Here is a 19,894-nt window from a genome sequence, read left to right as displayed (position 1 = left end):
TTTTCGACACTGTCAGAAATCTGGACAGTAAAGACTACAGCTTTGGAACCTCAGTTAACATTTGTTCGATGGCGGCTATGGCTTTTTGGTTTTCATCCGGGCGACCCACGGTCATACGTAAATAATTTGGAAAACCGTAATTACCGACCGGGCGTAAGATAATGCCTTTTTTAAGTAAGTTGGTAAAACAAACCTCGGCGTTTCTTTGTGTGTCGAACAACACAAAATTAGCCTCAGATTTAAAGTACGGAAGTTTTAAACGGGTTAATTCTTTATAGAAGTAATCCAGACCTTCCCACACTGATTTTTGCGATGCCTGCATATACTCAATATCATCAAGCGCAGCAATGCCGGCTACCTGTGCCAGTTCGTTCACATTAAACGGATTTCTTACACGGTTATACAGTTCTAACACAAACTCAGGGGCTAACATCGCGCCTAAACGCAGGCCTGCCAAACCGTAAACTTTAGAGAATGTTTTAATCACGATCACGTTTGAATATTTATTATAGAATGAAGATGCCGCTTTAAAATTAGGATCACGCACATACTCGGTGTAAGCTTCATCAAATACCAGCAAAACATCATCGCGGTTACCAAGACGGGTTAAAAATTCGTCCATCTCGGCCCCTCCGACCGCGGTACCGGTCGGATTATTCGGGTTCGGGATAAAAATTAACTGCGTGCGGGCTGCCGGATTACGGTAAAAATCATCGGCAATCGCCTTTAAATCCATGGTTAAATCCGGGCGCAACGGCACTGATCTGACTTTTACACGGGCTGCCTGGGCGCAAACTTTATAAGCAACAAAAGCCGCTTCAGTTGTCAGAATTGAGTCGCCAGGCTCACAGAAAATACGGATTAAAAGATCGATAATTTCGTTAGAGCCATTACCGATTCCCACTTGGGTTGCGGGCACGATCCATTTTTGTGAGATTTTTTGGATCAGATCATAACATGAAGGATCCGGATATCTGTGCTGTTCTGTCAGGGCTTTTGTAATAGCCTGTACCGCTTTGGGACTTGGACCCAACGGGTTTTCATTGCTAGCCAGTTTATAGACTTCTGTTAAACCGTACTCGCGCTGTGTCTCGGCGATCGGCTTACCTGGTTTATAAGGAACTAGACTTAAAATCTCTGCAGATACTTTCATAGTGATTGACCCTCAATAACAATATCTCTAACATAGACGAACTTATTATGTCCAATGCTTCAAATGCAATTTCTCAAGCTTCGCTTGCCATTTATTTAGGAGAATCCTACGCGGAAATTGAAGCCCGTAGTGTTTCTGCTGCAGATATTCTGCTGAAAAAAACTTTCTTCTTACCGCAGACATCTTTAAAGGCGATATTAAACCAACATGTAAAACCTTTAACGACTGAGCATACAATTTCCAGTGTCTACATCGTCACTAAGTATTTAGACCGGTTAAAATCGTTCCGTCTGGGCGGAAGCGTGATTCAGGTGCTAAACGAAAATCAGGAGAATAACTACACCTTCGAAGATTCAACCTGTCTGTCCCTGGCTGCAGCTGCACTGATCATCCCACTTGGCAAAGCATTCACGCTGGATCAGTTAAAAACTGAGTTGGAGCGCGTAAAAAAAATCAATCCCGAGGCGAACAAAGTGGTGATCAGCCTGAGCCAGTTCAGTGCTGAGCAAATTGCCTCAATTGAAAATTTCTTTCTAGAACAGAACTTTTCAGTGTTTAAAAATCCCGAGCCTGATAATTTACACACTTTACGTAAAACCCTGATTAACGCCGGCTCTGAAGGCACCAAAGAAGAAATCGTCAGTGAACTTAAGGACTGCCTCGGCGATCCAGAAATTCATTTTTGGGTAAAAAATAAATTTCAGAAAGATTTTGAAAACATTGATTTATATTTCAGTGCCGATCAGTTTTTACATAATCTATTTAAAAAGAATAAAAAAGATCTTTTAATTCACACCGACCTCGAACGCTGGATCGTGATGAAAAACAAAATTTCTCCGGTTTGGAACAGTCCGTGGGGAAAAGTGAATTACGAACACATCGAATCCGAAGCCATCGGTATCCACCCGTTTTCTGAAGTTAAAATTCATTCTTCAGGTCACTTGGTGTTTTCTAAAGTTCCTGCCGCGATCGAGCCTGGGCCGATGCTGGCCGGCCGTTCGGTTAAAACCCTGGTGGTCGATGCTTTTTACAAAACGATCTCTCAGGATCCGAACCTGATTCAGTTGTTTCCAAAACTGGCCGAAACCAGCTTATGCGGAAAAATCGAATCACAGTTTAAGGTTCTGGAAAAAGGCCAGGCCCATTATGAAGAGCCGTTTGATCTGAAAATCATCCAGGACTTTGTCGTAAACAAACTTGGTTACGACATTCTTTTGCACAAAGTGAAAGAAGAAAAACTTGAGTGGACAGGCCATTTAAATATTTTATTTAAAAAACTTGATAATGCCGTTAGTCCGTTTTCGTGGACGACAGAAATTTATAAGAGACTGTAAATGTTTGATAATAAAAGTTTGCAATTAGCTTCTTACGGGCACCTGGACTACCACTACTTTCAGAGTTTTCTGAATCATTTTAAAAATGCTTCACTGGTTAACTTAAACGGCGATTTATTATTCTCGCGTGATTCGGAACTGTGCTCAACCACCACCAGCCGCCTGGTCAGCTACCAGATCGTAAAAAAGTATTTAAAACTTAATCCCGGCGATATTTTTATTACCAATGACCCTGAAAACGGCGGCTACAGTTATTCAAAAGTTTTCTTTATTTCGTCTTTGACGACGAATCTGTTTCTGATCTGGAGTGATGATTTAAGCCAGATTCAGTTTAAGATCCCGCTTTCACCGCTGGTCGAAGCGCACAAGAAAAACGCGATGTTATGGTCGATGATGATCGAACCACACCCGCAAAAAACTTTGCTCACTGAATTTTTCGAAGCCCAGATCGAGCATTACACCAGCTGCTTCCGGGCTACACCGTACCTGGATTTTTTAAGTGAGCCTGATTTTCAGCAGATCTGGTTTAAAACCTGTAAAGCCGAGTTTGACCGCCAGTTCGACTTACGCGCCCAAGGACACGGCAATTTAAGTCTTAAATACCAGGATAAACTTTTAAAAGTGTCTTTAGGTATTGAAGAAAAGCAAAACTCACGCACGATCAACATTGATTTTTCAAGCACCCAGTTGGCTGAAAAAATGTGCGCTGCTTCGCATGTGATCGAATCAGCCATGATCCAGGAGTTCGTCTACCACTACAAATTACATCAGTTTTTATCGCAGCCGATTTTAAATCAGATTAAGCTGATTATGCCGCCAAAATCGGTGGTCGCCAAAGCCAGTCCGACCGGCGAATATAACTTTGAATTGCAGGGCGTGATCCGCCAGGTTCTTAAATATCTGCTCCTGCAGCTAAACAGCACCAAAAAATCCGAAAAATTTGCGCTGAAGTCAGAAGCCCAGTTAAACTTTATCGCTGATTCAAATGTACGTGCCGGCTTTTTACTTGATGAAAGTTTTGCCCTGGAAGATTTGTCGCAGTTTTTTAAACCGACGACGATGGCCATGAAAGAAAATAACTTTCACGGCGAGTACACGGTCAAAACACCGCTGACGCTGGATTCTTTTTATCTGTATTCAGAATTTGATCACAACAAGCGCTTTATCAAGATCAATAACAAGTCGATTAAATCCGGCCGTCATCAGTTAAAAGAAAACGACCAGTTATCGATTCACTGGAAGATCAATTAAACGTTAATTTTAGCGCCGGCTTTTTCTAAAGCGGCGATAATACTTTTGATATGTTCATGTGATGTTGTTTCTAACACAAACTCAATGCGGGTTTCTTTTAAATTTAAGCCATGACGGATACGATCATGGTGAACCTCAAGAACATTGGCTTTATGTTCAGCAATTACCTGGGTTAGGCGGCTTAGGCTTCCTGGCACATCCGGAACTGTTACTGATAATTCGCAAAGACGGCCACGCTGAATCTGACCGCGGTTAATGATGTCTGAGACGATGTTTAAATCGATATTGCCGCCACTTACAATCAGGCAAGTACGCTTACCCAGAACTAACTTGCGCGATAAAGCTGCGGCGACGGTCACCGCTCCCGAGCCTTCGGCAACGGTTTTAGCGCGTTCTAATAAAAACACAATCGCTTCGGCGATTTCATCTTCGGTCACAGTGACAACCTCATCGACATTTTTTTCAATGAACGAATGAAACATGACCTCACTTGGTGTTTTTACGGCGATACCATCAGCCAAAGTAGCAACTGGTTTTGTTAACGGCACAAACTTTTTCGTGTGAAACATTTGCGCCATTGTGCTGACCAGTTCTGTTTGCACGCCGATAATTTTAATTTTTGGATTTAATGCTTTGATCGCCGTAGAAATTCCGGAAATCAGTCCCCCACCGCCGATCGGCACAACCACCGTATCAAGAGCCGGGATTTGCTGAAAAATCTCTAGGCCAATTGTGCCTTGACCAGCGATCACCCGCTCATCTTCGTAGGGATGTACGAATACATAGCCGTGTTCTTTTTCCAGTTTAAGTGCGTGTTCTTTGGCCTCATCAAACATAGAGCCATACATGATCACTTCTGCACCATAGCGTTTAGTCGCTTCGATTTTGGCAATCGGTGCATTGACCGGCATAACGATTGTGGATTTTACGTTGTTTAACGCCGAGCTCAGCGCCACCCCTTGTGCGTGGTTACCGGCAGAACAACAGATCACTCCGCGTTTTTTCTCTTCAGCGGTTAAATTAGTGATCTTATTAGATGCCCCGCGGATTTTAAAGCTTCCGGTTTTTTGGGTGTTCTCTAACTTTAAATAAATATCGGACCCCAAAAGATCAGAAAGCGATTTAGAAAAATCGCTTTGTGTGTAGTTAACTAAATTTTCAATGGTCTTCTGGGCCTGCTGGATATCTTCTAAGGTAACTTTCATACTACCAATATACTGTAAGTCCCCAGATTGGTGGATAAATAGTTTCTGTGGCTAGACGGGTTATTTTGATGGTACTGGCACGTTTTGAAGGCTCCTCTTTCGGAGCCTCGTCAGAAACCCCTAAAGCACGCTGCTCATCAAAAAAGACAAACGGAGCCAGCGCTTTATTGCAGCTGCCACAACGATCAACTAATGAGCTGGCACGCTCATTCATAGTGCCGCAGATGTGGCATCTTCTAAAATGAATGTGCTCTGTTTCTGGGGTAGCTGGGTTATTTATTTTCGACATTGGTGGCCTCGCTTACTTTTATAATTCTAGACTTAAGACCATAGGTTGCAAACGTCCGACCAGCGTTTTCTAGCTTTAAGATAATCTAATTGAGGCAGCGACTTTTTCGCATGCCCAATGACTTGACGCGAAAGCGTAATTTGAAGAACAGTGTCCTAAATTGAAACAGTACATATCTTTCCACGCAGTGCCTTTGCAATATTGCAGCTTTAAAAGCGAAGGCATCCAGCGAGTTTCACCAGCGAAACCCGTCGGTGAAGAACAAGCTGCAAAAACTCTAAAACTGAGAATTTTTATTTGTGAAACATTATTGCAAAAGTTTAGTTTTAATCTGTAACAGGTTAGTTTCTGATTTATTTACTTTTGTGACTCTCATCGTGTAGCGGTCGAAAGTGACCAGAAATGCTTCGAAGTTTTTTTCGGTTTTAACGGTATCCATCATCTCTGCTTCGCGAAGGACTTCACTGCGCATGGTGTGCGGGCACACCGATAAAATAACTTCACTTAAAAACGGCAACTCTTTAATCACGGCCGCAAGTTCACGGGTTCTGACCTGCAGGCAGAATTTTCTTAGTTTTTCCGGTGACCAGGTTTTAAGAACATTTACTTCTAGCTGATCTTGCAAAAATACTGCAGCCAGTTCTGGGTTTTCTTTACCCATTTGTTCTAACAATAAAGATTTATCTTTGCGCGGAAGTTGCAGCCAGATTTCTTTAAGGCGTAAGGTCTTTTCGCTGATCGTAGTAACTACAGCTTCAGGAGACTTGCTTTGTTGTGCCTGTTGCCACGCTGTCATCTGGGCTGTAAGTTCTTCGTCGCTGGCTTCCTGCACGCAAGCTGTCTCAGCTAAGATTTTGGCCACTAATTTTTTATCCAAGTGGCTTGTCAGGCGTTGTACGGTCGCGCGCGGGGCTTTCATAAAAAACGCCACTTGTGCCGCTAAATCTAAACTTAAAAACATATCTTTAAAACTTTCGCTATCAAGCTGCTCAGTAAAAGCAAACGGTGACACAACCACTTTTACGTCTTCAATAACATCTTCTGCCTGCTCGGTTTCGATAAATGGTTCAACCGATACGATCGGCTCAATCACCAGGGTTTCAGCGGCAGATACCGGTTCAGCTGTTGTTTCAGCTATCCACTCCGATAACGGCAATTGCTGCACAGGCACGACGTAGACTTTATCTTCATTAATGACTTCAGTTTCGACGACTTCAGAAATTTTACCTTCGATAAACGCAAAACAAAGCTGTTTCGGCGGGCGCGCTTTGATGATTGCCCGGCCCAATAAAAATAACGCCGTCACTAATAGCCCGGTCAAGACAATCAAATCTAACCAAAACGGTGCAACTGTTTGATCAACATTAACACTAATCCACTCAACTTTCGCGCTTCCGCGCACACCATAGGTTTGTTCAACCCATTGGTTTAACCATTTCGTTAACTGTGTACGGTAAGCCGGAGAAAGCTTCTGTGACAGCTGTAGATTAACAGTTACTTTTTTTACTTCTAACGATACCGGCGCAATTTCTGATTGCACCTGCACAGTAAAAAACTGCGGCGAAAGATTTTTTGCCAAGGCTTTAGTGACTTTGGCCGCAACTAAGGCTTCAGACTTTGTTTTTTGATTAAAAATAGAAACATCATTTTGCTTTCCCCATACCACTGAGGTTTGCAAAATGACCGCTGCGATTAAAATGAAAAAAGTGTAACTAAACTTCTTCACATTTTACTTAACGTCACTTTTTGAGAAAAAGTTTAGTTTTGAGACACAAAACTGGACCAAACGTCAGAACTAAACCCGACGTTGGGCTTAAAACCCGTGGGTCATGCGCAGCTACTGGCTGCAGATCTTCATGAAACTTTCTACTTCAAGCGAAGCTCCACCAATTAAGAAACCATCAACATGCGGAACCTGTAGCAATTCTTTGGCATTATCCGGCTTAACGCTACCGCCGTATAACAATTGGTAGTTCGAAAAATTAAGATCGGCCATTTTATGAAATAGCTTTTCATGAATTTCTTTAACCTGCTCAACGGAAGCAACCTTACCGGTGCCGATCGCCCAGACCGGCTCGTAGGCAATGACGATGCGTTTTGACTTATCGATCCCGTTTAACGCCTGAGTAAGCTGTTCGAAACAAACTTTCTCAGTCTCGCCTTTTTCGCGTTCTGCCAGAGTTTCACCGATGCAGAAAACCGGAAGCAAATCCAACTCCTGGCAAAGTTTAACTTTTTTATTTAACGAATCGTGCTGTTCACCGAAATACTGGCGACGTTCACTGTGGCCTAACAAGACGGTTTTTGCCCCCATCTCTTTGGCAAAAGCGGCCGAATTTTCACCGGTAAAAGCGCCGCTTTTTTCAAAATGAATATGCTGCGGCCCCACCATGACCGGCGTATCTTTAGTAGCGTGAATAACCGCATCTAACGAAAAATTTTGCGGAAAAATAAAAATTTCTTTGTGATCCCAGAAATAAGTCTGCGGCATGACCTGGGCGCGAAACACTTCGCAGAACTCTTTAGCCTGTATCGGATTTTTTTGTAATTTCCAGTTTGCCGCAAAAATTTTCTTACTCATTTGACATCCTTAGTTAGATAACTTCTGACTGCTTTCGTGGTCGTAAAATTTCAAGACCCGGAAGTCTTTCGCCCTGTAGGTATTCCAAACTTGCCCCACCACCGGTCGAGATGTGAGTCATTTTGTCGGCAAAACCAGAGGCTTCGGCTGCTGCCGCTGAATCACCACCACCTACAATTTTAAGGCCCGGGTTATTAGCCAAGGCTTCTGCAATGGCAAAAGAGCCCTTGGCAAAAGCCGGAGTCTCAAATACACCCATCGGCCCGTTCCAGAAAATCGTGTTCGCCTTTTCTAGGCACGCGCGGAAATTACGGATCGTCTGTGGTCCGATATCTAAGGCCATACGGTCTTCAGGTATCTCGGCATTAGCTGTCACTTTGATATTTTCAGTGTCGCCAAAACTTAATGTCGTCACGTGGTCAACCGGCAATAAAATAGTTTTATTACGTGCTTCCACACGTTGAATCATCTCTTTGGCGTATTTAATTTTGTCGGTTTCAACCAGTGATTTACCAACCGGAATATCCATCGCTTTTAAGAAGGTGTACGCCATCGCGCCGCCGATCACAAAACCGTCGCAGATATCCATCAGCTTTTCAATCACCGGGATTTTATCAGAAACTTTCGCACCGCCAAGCACGGCGATGTAAGGCTTTTTCGGGCTTTCAAATAAGCCGTCCAACATTTTAATTTCTTTTTCGATCAAGAAACCAATTCCTTTTTGCTTCATGATTTCCGGAAACGCGTGAATCGATGCGTGTGCACGGTGTGAAGCACCAAAAGCGTCATTGATATAGATATCGGTGTATGCCGCCCACTGCTGTGCTAAGTCCATTTTATTTTCTGTTTCACGCTCGTCAAATCGCAGGTTTTCCAAACAGATGATCTGCTTTTTCATGGGCGCCGATAAAAAGTGTTTAACGCCTTCAGAATCCGGCTCATCCATCAATACCACTTCAACATCCAATAGCTCGCCTAAGCGTTTTGCCACCGGCTCCATCGAGTACTGCTTGTCATCTTTTGATTTAGGACGACCTAAGTGCGAAGCCACAATTAATTTGGCACCTTTTTCTAAGGCGTAATTAATTGTCGGAAGCGCTGCTTTAATACGGGTTTCATCCGTGATTTTGTTAGTTTTTTTATCTAACGGCACGTTTAAGTCTAAACGCAAGAACACAGTCTTACCTGTTAATTCAAAATCACGGATTGTCTTAATACCTTTTAAACCTTGTGACATAATCTGGCCTACTTCGACATCATGTGTAGAGCCATATCAACCATGCGGTTAGAAAAGCCTACTTCGTTATCGTACCACGAAAGAACTTTAGCCATTTTACCGCCGGCGCCGGCAATAACCATCGTCGTTTTTGCATCAACGATTGAAGAGTGGGTATTACCGTTGAAATCAACCGATACTAATTCTTTTTCTTCAACCGCAAGTACACCCTTCATGTCACCGTTGGCTGCTTTTCTTAAGGCTGCGTTGATTGAGTCAGCAGTCATTACTGTTTTTGCGTTAAAGGTAAAATCCACAACCGAAACGTTAGGCGTCGGAACACGCACTGACAAACCGTCGATTTTGCCTTTTAAGTTAGGTAAAACCAGACCAACCGCTTTTGCCGCACCAGTCGTTGTCGGAATCATCGACACCGCCGCAGAACGGGCACGACGTAAATCTTTGTGTGAAGAATCTAAAATACGTTGATCATTGGTGTACGAGTGAATCGTCATCATCGTGCCTGACTCGATACCGAACGCTTCATCTAAAACTTTAGCTAACGGTGCTAAGCAGTTCGTTGTGCAAGAGGCATTAGAGATAAAGGTGTGCTTAGTAGCATCATAGTCATTGTGGTTAATACCGTAAACCACCGTCATATCCACGCCGTCGGCCGGAGCAGAGATCATGACTTTTTTAGCACCCGCCGTGATATGCTTTTGATAATCTTCTTTACCTTTTAAAGCTCCGGTACATTCCATAACAAGTTCAACGCCCCAGGCTTTCCAGGGAATTTGTGCCGGATCTTTAGTTTTTGAAACCGGGATTTTTTTACCGTTAACGATCAGATTTTCACCGTCGTGCGTTACGTCAGCATCAAAAATTCCGTGTGCTGAATCGTATTTTAATAAGTGCACTAAACCTTCAATGCTATCTAATGAATTGATACCAGCGATTTCAACTTTATCATAAGCCGCTCTAAAGAAAACTCTGCCAATGCGACCAAAACCGTTAATACCTACTTTTACTTTTGCCATACTCTTTACTCTCCTACTTGTTCTTCTTTTTATTAATTAAATTTAATTTTTTTAAACATCTTTGCCGCATTATCCTGAGTCGCTTTGGCCAGCTCTTCAACGGTTACACCTTTTAATTCGGCGACCAGTTTTGCGGTATGAACCATATATGCCGAGGTGTTAGATTTTCCTCGCATCGGCACCGGCGCTAGAAAAGGCGCATCAGTTTCGACATGAATTCTGTCTAACGGCACCACATCGCGCACGATCGCACGCAATGAATCGGCATTTTTAAATGTTACGACTCCGGAAATCGAAATATTATATCCCAAAGCCAGGGCTTCGCGGGCCAGCCATTCGGTCCCGGTAAAACAGTGAATAACCCCGTTTACCCGACCGTGAAATTCTTTAAGAATGTCGATGGTGTCGGCTTCGGCATCACGGGTGTGAATCTCAACCGGAAGACCAACTTCTTCAGCAATCTTCAATTGCTCACGAAAAGCGTGAATCTGTTCGGCCTTCGGAGATTGGTTGTAGTAATAATCCAGACCGATTTCGCCGATCGCCACCACTTCAGGCTTAGCAGCATTTGCACGCAAAAATTTTCCGACGTCGTCAGTGTACTTAACACCCTCATGCGGATGAACGCCAATGGTGCAATACACTGCCGGGTAGTATTTTTGCGCCAGCTCTAACACCACCGGAAGATCGTCCGGCTCGGTGCCGATCGTGATAAGTTTTTTTACGCCGCTATCCTGCGCAAGTTTAAGTGCGGCTTCGGCGCCGCCTTCTAAACGGTCTAAGTGTGTATGAATATCGATCCAGTTAAGCTCTTGCATGTTTCACCCACAGCGACTCAAACAACAGAGTCAAATCCAGTTTATCAATATCCTGCATGGCTTGTAAGAGCGCCGCTGAGAAATCATAAAGTTTTTCAGGCGGAATAAAGTCTAATTTGATTAATGTAGTAATTTGATCCGAGTTTAAAACCTGCTCACGTGATTGCGGCAGCACAATTAAATCCCGGGTAAACGTGTACCAGTTTTTTAAAACCACCGCTGCCGAAGCACGGTCTTTTACGTACTCTTTAATATCGGTTTCCATCACAAAATTATTGTTCGACCAAAAATGTTCAAAAAAACCCAGATCAGTATTTCTGCGTTCTAAAGATTCACCTTCGGCAAAGCCGGCTAACTTACCCGCCTGACCGCGGGCCGAGCGGTACATCCAGCTCGCAAGCCCCGGATTAATGCGCTGAAGATTCTCTAACGTTAACGCTTTAAAAGAAATGATTTGCGAACGCGAACGAATTGTCGGCATGAGCAGACGAACATCTGTTGTCGTTAAAATAAAAAAGACATCCTGCGGTGGCTCTTCCAGAGTTTTAAGTAATGCATTTGAAGCCTGTGGATTCATCTGATTGGCCTGATCAATAATCACCACCCGATTTTGTGAATCACTGGCTAACGATAAAAAATCCAGAATTTCACGCACCTGCGAAATTTTAATCTGCAAACCGTCAGGGCTTACAACACGCACGCTTTCAGATTGGTTTTTCTCGACACGGATGCAAGCACCGCAGTAACCACAAGCTTTACCACTTGCTGGTACTTCGCAAACCAAACTTTGCGCCAAAGCTAGGGCCAGTTTCATTTTTCCGATACCTGCCGGACCAGAAAAGACCATCGCATGCGGAAGCGAACCGTGCTCAACGGCAGAAAAAAGCATATGCTTTTGTTCTTCGTGACCTATCACCTGTTGCACTAACGCAGCCATTGTTTCTCCGTAAGTTTGGCAATCAGCTGAGTGTACAACTCATCAGGAGTCAGAGCTGCGTTTAACACCAACCAGTTGGTCGGATCAGCATTGGCCTGATCTAAAAATCCTTGGCGCACTTTTTCGTGAAATGAGTCGGCTTCGGCTTCGATACGGTCTTCGGCCACTTCCGTGGTGTTTTCACGGTGTGAGCGGCGTTTTTTTGACTCCTCAACTGATAAATCCAACAGCACGGTTAAGTGCGGCCTAAGCAAATCTGTCGAAAAATCATTCAGCCACTGTACTTGCGCTAAAGAGATACCGCGTCCGCCGCCTTGAAAGGCAATCGAACTTGCGGAAAAGCGGTCACATAATACCCATTTTTTTTGCGCTAAGGCTGGACGGATCACCAGGTCAACATGCTGGGCACGGCTGGCTTGGTATAACAGTAACTCGGTACGAGGCGATGGTGGTTCGGCTTGTTTTTTAAGAATAATCTCGCGGATTTCATCACCGACGGTGGTGCCACCTGGTTCGCGGGTCATAATCAGGTCTTGTTTGAGATTTTTTAAATGGGCTTCAAGCCTCTTCATTAAAGAGGATTTACCGGAGCCATCTAAACCTTCAAAGACCACAAAAAACATCCACTTAGATATGCTCCAAAGCTGCGCCTTTGTCACCTTTAAACGCCGCGTAAAATGAGGCCATGCTGGACTGAATTATGTTGATTCGATAAGTTAACGGTTTGTTTATTAGTTCATACTTGAAGGAGTCTTTCGATGATCACATTTTTAGCCACTGTTCACATCTTAGCGTGTTTAGCCCTAATCGGATTAGTTTTAGTGCAAGACTCTAAAGGTGGCGGCGTATTTACTTCTCAAAGCTCTTCTAACTCGGTTTTAGGCGCTACCGGCGCAACGACCCTGGCTGCAACAATGACTAAAGTTGTATCAGCGATCTTGGTTGTAACTTGTATCGGTCTAGCGATGTTGTCTTCACGCACCCAATCTTCGATCATCGATTCAGCGGTTATCCCGACGACACCGATGAACGCAGCTGGCGCAGTTTCTGAAACAGCGACTGAAGTTCCACCTCCACCGGCACCAGCTTCTGCAACTGAAACTAAATAGTTTTATTTTACACTCATGAAAAACAGAGTCGTCATCGGACTCATCATTATTGGCCTTGTGCTTATTATGGTTTCGGTGTTTGTTCCAACCCGAAACCTTGATTTGTTAGCTTCTAAAGAAATCGCAAAAATCACCGAAATTAACTCTGACAACCCGACCGGTGTTATCACCCGCGGGCTTGATCAGTACGATGATATTCCCGCAAAAAAAGGACTTAAGATCCGCCATCTGGATTTAATTAAAACCGCCCCGTTATCGGATGCGCTGTTAACGTTCAGCCAGACCGGCGGCGAAGTGCGCGTGTTAGAAAATTCTGAAATCTTGGTTGAACAAACCGATGATAAAACCACTCTTGTCACTGTTCGCTCGGGTGATGTATTTATCGAGCGCTTCGGCAAAGAACCCTCGTTCTGGGTGCGCAAAGAAGGCCGTCAGTTAACCGCGATGGATTACGCGCTGTCGAACGAAAAAAACGCCGAAAGCCTGCGCCAGAAAGGTTTAAAAACCGCTTTGCCTGAAGATGTGTTACCGCAGTCTAAAATCGAGGAAATCTTAGCATCTAAAAAGTCTGATTTTTTTCGCTGTTACGGACAGTTGATCCAGAAAACTGAACAGGCGCATGGCCAGGTCCTGATTTCGTTTGAAATTTCTCCGGCGGGCAAAGTGACAAAAGTTGAAATCAACCGTTCGGATATTCAGGATAAGTCTTTTAAAGCCTGTTTATCAGAAGTTGTGGCACGCACGGTGTTCCCGAAATTTTCGGGTAATGCGATCACAACGGTTTTTCCTCTTAAATTTGACTGAGGCTCCGGCTTTAGAAAAAATCATTGCGGTAATTAACATCGGTTCGAACCCAGGGTTCAAACAACCCGTCTAACTGGTAGACGTGACCGTTTTGTACGATCTTTTCTTTGAGCGGCTCAAACTTTGGCGACCATGAAAGAGAAATACGCTTTTTCTCGATCAGGTAGTTCTTGATCATTTCAAACGAGGATAACCCGATCACACGGCGGCGGATTAAGTCTTCAAAGCCGCGCACCAGCTGGGTCGTAGAATAGTTGTATTTTTCTTCTAAGGCCTGAATCACCACACCCAATTCTTCAAGCGATAAACGCTGGTCCTGCACCAGATCAAGCGCCACCTGGAAGGTGTCGTAAGTAGCTAAAGTGCGGCGGCCGAATTTATTGTAGTAATCCGGGTCAGTATCGGTCGCGAGATTGATATAAATTTTTTCGACCGGATCCTGGATCGGCACCAGTGATTGTAATTTTAGAATCTCTTCGATCTGCGCGCGGGTAATACCTAAATCTTCCAACAGCTGCTCTAGTGCCATCGGTGTGTGCCTACGCGCACAGATATCCGAAAATAAATTATAAATAATCGCATCTGATTCTGAGTCATCGCCAAAGCAGATCATGCGCACTTCACTGCTTAAATGACAGCGCAGCTGCATCAGCGCCTGCACTTTATAGCCGATCTGTTTTTTTAAAAATAATAACCGCGACGGTGTCAGGTTTCTTAAGTTGTCTTTATAAAACATGCCTAAGGGCGCGATATCGTCTAGAGCAAATTTTTCGGCGATTTTTGATTCCATCTGCGGCGGTGAAGCCGACACAAAAAACAGCGGAAAATCCGATTCGGTAAAATGCTTTTTACGGGTGCGTGAAATGCTCTTAAGTAACTCAGAGGCCCCCGGCACATTTTTTTTGGTCAGAGATTTTTCGAATATGGTGCGAAACAGACCGCGTAACGAGTCAATCGAGGTATCCAGGTAAGTTTTATCCAGATCCCAGACATAGACTTCTGAGTGCTGAGAAAAGTCATAACCTTGCCTGTAGTTGAAATAAACCACATCTAAGTTGATTTCGGCTGTGCTTTTCCAGCTTTTCATGCCTTTTATTATGCCAAAAAGACGCAAGAGTTTTAAGGCTTTATTGCCAAAAATCTAAAAATGATTTAGCACCTAGACCATGGGTCTAGATCAATTTTTACTAAAAGCCAAAGAATTGGGGTTTTCGCCTCAGGTGGAGCCATGGCTTGAGGCCAAAAAAGTCAAAGCCCAGGATCTGGTGTTTTTGTCGCCGCTTAAATCTGACCTGCAATGGCAGCTATTATTTAAAGCGCTCAGTCAATTAATCGAAGCACGCACTTCGTACACCGATTCATTAAAAAATCTGGAGCTGATCAGTGATCTGATTTTAATGGGTCATGAAGAAACACTGTTTGAACAAGCGCATGACTTTAGCAAGTGGTCACAGCACTTACGCGCTTTACGATATCCGGCAACCACCCAGCGCGATGATGAATTAAAAACCCGCTTAGAAAAACTGCCGTGGCCGTACGGCTCAAAAACCAAATTTGAACGCCGTGGTGACCGCGCTGGCATCGAACTTAAAATGTTTATCACGTCAGAGGCCGATCTGATCAAAGCGATTTCATCGTTAGAGCGCGTGAAGGAGCAGATCAGTGGCAAGTAATACGCTACCTACGTTTAAAAAAATCTATATCGACCGCTGCTCTGAAAATTCAGAGGTGGCCCTTCGCGTGCGCGCACTTTACCCGCCTGAAATTATCGAAGTGGTTGATGCGGGCTTTTTAGAATCACAGCGCGGTCCGATGACCGCTGAAGAATTTAATCTATCAAAGCAGACGTTATTACTGACAGAATTTAAAGGTCAGTTTTTTAAACGCTGTCCGGGTGCTACCCAGAAGAAAACCCTAACCTGCTGTAACTATCACGTTTTAAATCTTGGCAGCCAGTGCAATATGAATTGCAGCTACTGTTATTTACAAAGTTATTTAAATACCAAGATGTCTTTGATCTACACCAATATTGATCAGGCGTTAAATGAACTTAAAGCCATGATCGCTGATTTTCCCAACCACCCGTTTCGCGTCGGTACCGGTGAGATTATTGATTCACTGTCGCTTGATGAAATTACATTGTATTCGCGCAAGCTGATCGAGTTTTTTAAACAGTATCCTAAATGGACTTTAGAATTTAAAACCAAATCAGCGAAAGTCGATCAGTTCCTGGATTTACAAGGCGCAGATAACATCGTGGTCAGCTGGTCGATTAACCCACCGTATGTGATTGACCGTGAAGAGCACGGCACTGCCCGCTTTCACGAGCGTATCGCCGCCGCAAAAAAATGCCGGGATCAGGGTTACAAACTGGCTTTTCATATTGATCCAATGATTTATCACCCTGAATGGAAAGAAAACTACGGCTTTTTAGTTGACGAGATCACCCGCGAATTTACGCCCGAAGACGTTTCGATTATCTCAATCGGCACATTACGCTACCAGCCCGAACAGCGCCATATGATGCGCGATCGTTTCGGCGTGCAGTCGTTAGTCGTTGGGGCCGAGATGTTTCCCTCTGAAGGCAATAAACTCAGATACGACGCCACACTTCGTGGTGAAATGTTATCGTTTGTGTTTAAACGGTTAAAAGCGAAAAACGAAAAATGGAACGCATTTTTCTGTATGGAAACCCCAGAGACCTGGATCAGTGCTTTAGAAAAAGTACCGATGCAAATGCCTGAGCTAAAAGAAATGTTTAAACCTCTGCCGCAAGTCTAGTTTAATGACTGACCGGAGCTGTGATGCTGTAGTCTGCATCCAAGTACTCCATCACCCAACTTGCAGACTTCATATCTTTATCTTCTAAAAAAAGCCCGCGCAGAAGCGGCAAGTAGAAACGTGTGTTCGTTGCTTCCATCGATTTACCCTGCGGCTCTACGACCTGCCATAAACCGGGACTTACTTCTACTTCGTTCCACGCATGCCCGCCTGCTGACTGTTCAGATAATAGAAAACCAACTATAATTCGTGTCGGAATTTTTAACGCACGCGCAATCGCCGTGAAAATCACCGCATAGTGCTGGCATACACCTTTACCGCGGTTTAGCGCCTCTTCTGTGGTCAGCGGGCGCACCACATTGTTTTCGACCATACTGTAATCGTAGACATAGTTTTCTGAGAGATATTTTAAAATTAATTGCACCTGTGCTTTGCGGTTAGTCGGCTCAACGGCCAAAATCGCTTTAGCAGCCTTCTGAATGGCCGGTAGCTCAGTCTGGATGGTGCTATTAGACACTAAATCTAACGCCGTTGCCGTACCGCTGATGGTCGGTACATTTTTTTCGGTTAACACGACAGATTTTTTGCCGTCAGCAGTTACGCGCTCTTCTGATTTTATCCAGTACGCACCGAAATGCTCGTAATCCGGGATTTTGTTACCGCTTAAAGTGATCGAATTATTTGTGGTAAAGTATTTTTCCGGTAATTGAACATCAATTGTCTGATCTAACTCCTGACTACTGCCTAACGATTGTTGCAACCAGAGTGTTTGCGGAATAGTCCATGTGACCTGGCCCGCGGCTTCGCTGTACTTGATGCCGGCCTGTGCATCCTGCCCAATCTGTAAATGCATTTTAAATTCGTCATTTTTAAGCATCGCTGTCGTTACCGCAAAATTTAAATCGAGACCAAATTTTTTCTTCTGCGCCTTGGCTTCGCCGGTGACGATGGCCTGCAGTACCCCTAACCCTTCGCTATAAGTGTACGATTTATCCAGTGCCTGGATATCATTAGAGTCTGCAATAAAATTTGAAAGTTTACCGCCCTCAGGTAAAGTGAAGTTTTCGGTTTTGCGGTCGTCTTCGCCGTTGGCGTAGTAATTAGCCTGTGAGTAGACGTATTTAGAATCTTCAAGTTTTTTAATCGTACTAAAAGATGTTTGTGTATTTCTCAGTTCACAGTTGTCATTGATCATATACTGCTGCGAAAGATTCGAAACCGCATCTACGGTCGTCATCTCATATGTAAGACTTAGATTCATCGGATCTTTTGAGTCTTGGCCGTTTAATGAAAGATCATATTCTAAAGACTGCGTGTAATCTTGGGTCCCATTGGCATAAGCCACCTGGATAGATTTGGTATTGTCGTTTACCTGGGCGATCGAGTATTCGGCTTCGCTCTGCTGGCGTAAAAAATTATTCGCAAAAGACACCTGGGTTGTAAGCTCAGTCACGGCTTCAAACTGCATACCTTTACCCGAAATCATCTGGCGGATTTTTGCTTCACAGGTTATGGTTTTTTCAGAGAGATTCGAGACCCCGGTAAAAGGGCTAACCTTGGCAGGCTTATTATCTTTTTTAGGAGGCTGACAGCCCAAGAATGAGACTGTCAAAATACTAGCCAATAGCGGCCGCAAAAGGCCGACATTATTACTTAAAAAGCTCATATAACCCCCTTAAATTGTAATAGGTTAATAGGCTTTTATAGCTTCCAATTTAAATGCCATTACGGTGCTTACCTGGCGCTGTTTGCGATACCTAATGCGCAGATGATGGCGTTAACAGCCTGTTTGTTATTACGGTCGACTTTATCAAGAGCCGCCTCTAGCTGAGCCACGATTTCAACACGTAACTTTTCACAAACTGCAGCTGTCTCTTGGCAGTTGAAAATATCTGCGCTAAGTGCACTTTTTTGTGAGTAAATTCTGTAAGGGCTTACGTTTAAGCTGTAAGCTTTGCGACCATCAAACATTAACACTAAGCTGTTTTTACTTTTTGATCTCAATTGCAGATTAAAACCGGTATCAAAAAAATTAATCTGAACCGATTTATCGTGAATGACCCCGGTAATATCAAAATGAGCTGATGAGTTCGCTGCCGAGCAAGCCGGACTGGCCAATGCCGCAGATGAAACAAATAATAATAAACCGACAATAACCTTAAACATACACTTCTCCTGACTATTTTTGATTTAAATCACACATGGCTTCAAGCGATTCGTTACGCGTGGGCTTCATCATGTTTTCATGGGCATAATTATCATTCCAGATTTTGACCGCTGTTGATGCGATACCGGTTGGATTTGTTGATAAAGCCACACGCATATCTTTTGACTGAATACCGCGACTTCTGTCGATTAACAACGGCACGTACTCAACACCACGGATCTGCAATTTTTCACCGGGCTTTGCGGTTAATGAAATACTCACCATTAATGACGTGCGCTTTTCAATCGGTGACTGGCCGGCAACAAAATTACCGGTTGAGAAAGCGATAAAACCTTCGCGGCCTGACTTAGTTGTGTATTTCTCCCACGGTTGTACTACGTGCGGGTGGGTACCGATCACCGCAACGGCTCCGGCTTCAATCAGCTCGCGACCCAGTTTAGCCTGTTGGGCGTTGTGCTTTAATTGGTATTCACCGCCCCAGTGTGGCGTCACGATCACCGCATCAATTGACGGGTCCTTGGCTAATTCGTTTACCGTTTTTAACACTAACTCTCTTTGTTCAAAGCACATTAACACTTGCTTTAATTTATCACGGCGTCCGTTAGTCTCATAGGTACAGGCAAGCCAAGCGATGCGGCGGTTTTTGACTTCTGTGATGGTGTGCCAGGTCTCGTTAGCTGCAAATGCTTTGGTTTTTGTGCCTGTATATAACAGACCTTGTTTTTGCAGTTCGGCGATGGTCATATCCACACCAATTGATTCGCGGTCAAAAGAATGGTTATTCGCCGTCGAAACCACATCAATTCCTGAATCAATTAAATCCCTGATTAAATTTTTATGATAATTAAATGCCGGATAACCGCTATAAACCGCGTTATCAAACACAAAACCCGGATCCTGTTGTAACTTACCGCCGCGGATAACACCTTCAGCCACCGTGCCTTCAAGGTTGGCGTAAGCTATATCTGCCTCTTTAAATAAAGGGATGATCGAAGTCCACAGACTCTTAAAACCGGTTTTACTGCGTGAAGCCTGATCCTGTAAGCGATTATGTAATAACAAATCACCCACACCGACAACACGGATGTCATCACCCGATGAACAACCCTGTTTGAACTTTAACACCTCGGCTGAAAAAGCAGAGGCTGTTATCATTTGTGCGGCTAAAAATAGGCTTACAAGCTTTTGTGTTTTCATAGCTGTTAAATATAA

At 43.9% G+C, this 19,894-nt stretch carries 20 protein-coding genes; 6 read left to right on the top strand and 14 right to left on the bottom strand.

The window, feature by feature from the left end:
- Positions 1–34: 34 nt before the first annotated feature.
- Entirely contained in the window at positions 35–1,153 is a 1,119-nt protein-coding gene (gene hisC / locus AC04MM_RS12355; RefSeq protein ID WP_475380674.1) for a histidinol-phosphate transaminase, read from the bottom strand.
- 47 nt (positions 1,154–1,200) lie between these two features.
- On the opposite strand from hisC, the gene AC04MM_RS12350 reads away from it, so the two are divergent.
- Both AC04MM_RS12350 and AC04MM_RS12345 read left to right on the top strand, forming a co-directional pair.
- Complete coding sequence (locus AC04MM_RS12350; RefSeq protein WP_475380673.1) at positions 1,201–2,487, top strand: hypothetical protein; 1,287 nt, start codon at positions 1,201–1,203, stop codon at positions 2,485–2,487.
- The gene (locus AC04MM_RS12345) at positions 2,488–3,738 is read left to right on the top strand and encodes a hypothetical protein (RefSeq protein ID WP_475380672.1); all 1,251 of its coding nucleotides are present in this window, start codon (positions 2,488–2,490) and stop codon (positions 3,736–3,738) included.
- On the opposite strand, the gene ilvA is transcribed toward AC04MM_RS12345, so the two are convergent.
- The 9 genes from ilvA to tmk form a co-directional block, all read right to left on the bottom strand.
- Positions 3,735–4,943, bottom strand: coding sequence for a threonine ammonia-lyase (gene ilvA, locus AC04MM_RS12340; RefSeq protein WP_475380671.1), 1,209 nt, complete (start codon positions 4,941–4,943; stop codon positions 3,735–3,737). The two genes, AC04MM_RS12345 and ilvA, sit on opposite strands and share 4 nt — an antisense overlap.
- Position 4,944: 1 nt before the next feature.
- Positions 4,945–5,232: a hypothetical protein gene (locus AC04MM_RS12335; protein ID WP_475380670.1), complete on the bottom strand. Its 288-nt coding sequence runs from the start codon at positions 5,230–5,232 to the stop codon at positions 4,945–4,947.
- Positions 5,233–5,539: 307 nt separating this feature from the next.
- On the bottom strand, positions 5,540–6,958 hold the full coding sequence (locus tag AC04MM_RS12330) for a hypothetical protein (RefSeq protein ID WP_475380669.1): 1,419 nt from the start codon (positions 6,956–6,958) through the stop codon (positions 5,540–5,542).
- Between the two features lie 111 nt (positions 6,959–7,069).
- The gene (gene tpiA / locus AC04MM_RS12325; protein WP_475380668.1) at positions 7,070–7,813 is read right to left on the bottom strand and encodes a triose-phosphate isomerase; all 744 of its coding nucleotides are present in this window, start codon (positions 7,811–7,813) and stop codon (positions 7,070–7,072) included.
- 13 nt (positions 7,814–7,826) lie between these two features.
- Positions 7,827–9,050, bottom strand: a complete 1,224-nt coding sequence (locus AC04MM_RS12320) for a phosphoglycerate kinase (RefSeq protein ID WP_475380667.1) — start codon at positions 9,048–9,050, stop codon at positions 7,827–7,829.
- Positions 9,051–9,058: 8 nt separating this feature from the next.
- Positions 9,059–10,066 (bottom strand): type I glyceraldehyde-3-phosphate dehydrogenase, encoded by a 1,008-nt coding sequence (gene gap, locus AC04MM_RS12315; RefSeq protein ID WP_475380666.1) that lies wholly within the window; start codon positions 10,064–10,066, stop codon positions 9,059–9,061.
- Positions 10,067–10,098: 32 nt separating this feature from the next.
- On the bottom strand, positions 10,099–10,884 hold the full coding sequence (locus tag AC04MM_RS12310) for a TatD family hydrolase (RefSeq protein ID WP_475380665.1): 786 nt from the start codon (positions 10,882–10,884) through the stop codon (positions 10,099–10,101).
- A complete protein-coding gene (locus AC04MM_RS12305) occupies positions 10,871–11,821 on the bottom strand; it encodes a DNA polymerase III subunit (protein WP_475380664.1) in 951 nt (316 codons plus the stop codon). The genes AC04MM_RS12310 and AC04MM_RS12305 overlap by 14 nt, the downstream gene beginning before the upstream one ends.
- Positions 11,809–12,480 carry a dTMP kinase gene (gene tmk / locus AC04MM_RS12300; protein ID WP_475380663.1) on the bottom strand — a complete coding sequence of 224 codons (672 nt, stop codon included), beginning with the start codon at positions 12,478–12,480 and terminating at the stop codon, positions 11,809–11,811. Before tmk ends, AC04MM_RS12305 begins: the two co-directional genes overlap by 13 nt.
- Positions 12,481–12,579: 99 nt before the next feature.
- Between tmk and secG the strand changes: the two genes are divergently transcribed.
- Both secG and AC04MM_RS12290 read left to right on the top strand, forming a co-directional pair.
- Entirely contained in the window at positions 12,580–12,930 is a 351-nt protein-coding gene (gene secG / locus AC04MM_RS12295; protein WP_475380662.1) for a preprotein translocase subunit SecG, read from the top strand.
- A gap of 15 nt (positions 12,931–12,945) precedes the next feature.
- Entirely contained in the window at positions 12,946–13,734 is a 789-nt protein-coding gene (locus AC04MM_RS12290) for an AgmX/PglI C-terminal domain-containing protein (protein WP_475380661.1), read from the top strand.
- Between the two features lie 10 nt (positions 13,735–13,744).
- Here the strand turns inward: AC04MM_RS12290 and AC04MM_RS12285 are convergent, their stop codons facing one another.
- Positions 13,745–14,821, bottom strand: coding sequence for a phosphatase domain-containing protein (locus AC04MM_RS12285; RefSeq protein ID WP_475380660.1), 1,077 nt, complete (start codon positions 14,819–14,821; stop codon positions 13,745–13,747).
- Positions 14,822–14,900: 79 nt separating this feature from the next.
- On the opposite strand from AC04MM_RS12285, the gene AC04MM_RS12280 reads away from it, so the two are divergent.
- A complete protein-coding gene (locus AC04MM_RS12280; RefSeq protein ID WP_475380659.1) occupies positions 14,901–15,407 on the top strand; it encodes a hypothetical protein in 507 nt (168 codons plus the stop codon).
- The gene (locus AC04MM_RS12275; protein ID WP_475380658.1) at positions 15,397–16,515 is read left to right on the top strand and encodes an SPL family radical SAM protein; all 1,119 of its coding nucleotides are present in this window, start codon (positions 15,397–15,399) and stop codon (positions 16,513–16,515) included. The genes AC04MM_RS12280 and AC04MM_RS12275 overlap by 11 nt, the downstream gene beginning before the upstream one ends.
- A 1-nt stretch (position 16,516) precedes the next feature.
- Here the strand turns inward: AC04MM_RS12275 and AC04MM_RS12270 are convergent, their stop codons facing one another.
- From AC04MM_RS12270 to AC04MM_RS12260, 3 genes are all read right to left on the bottom strand, one after another.
- The gene (locus AC04MM_RS12270; RefSeq protein ID WP_475380657.1) at positions 16,517–18,181 is read right to left on the bottom strand and encodes a transglutaminase-like domain-containing protein; all 1,665 of its coding nucleotides are present in this window, start codon (positions 18,179–18,181) and stop codon (positions 16,517–16,519) included.
- 68 nt (positions 18,182–18,249) lie between these two features.
- A complete protein-coding gene (locus tag AC04MM_RS12265; RefSeq protein ID WP_475380656.1) occupies positions 18,250–18,681 on the bottom strand; it encodes a hypothetical protein in 432 nt (143 codons plus the stop codon).
- Positions 18,682–18,694: 13 nt separating this feature from the next.
- The gene (locus AC04MM_RS12260) at positions 18,695–19,879 is read right to left on the bottom strand and encodes a CapA family protein (RefSeq protein WP_475380655.1); all 1,185 of its coding nucleotides are present in this window, start codon (positions 19,877–19,879) and stop codon (positions 18,695–18,697) included.
- Positions 19,880–19,894 lie beyond the last annotated feature (15 nt).

It is taken from the genome of Bdellovibrio sp. SBM16 (assembly GCF_056175625.1).
The sequence above is the reverse complement of the archived record's forward strand: the minus strand, read 5'-3'. Positions and strand labels throughout refer to the sequence as shown.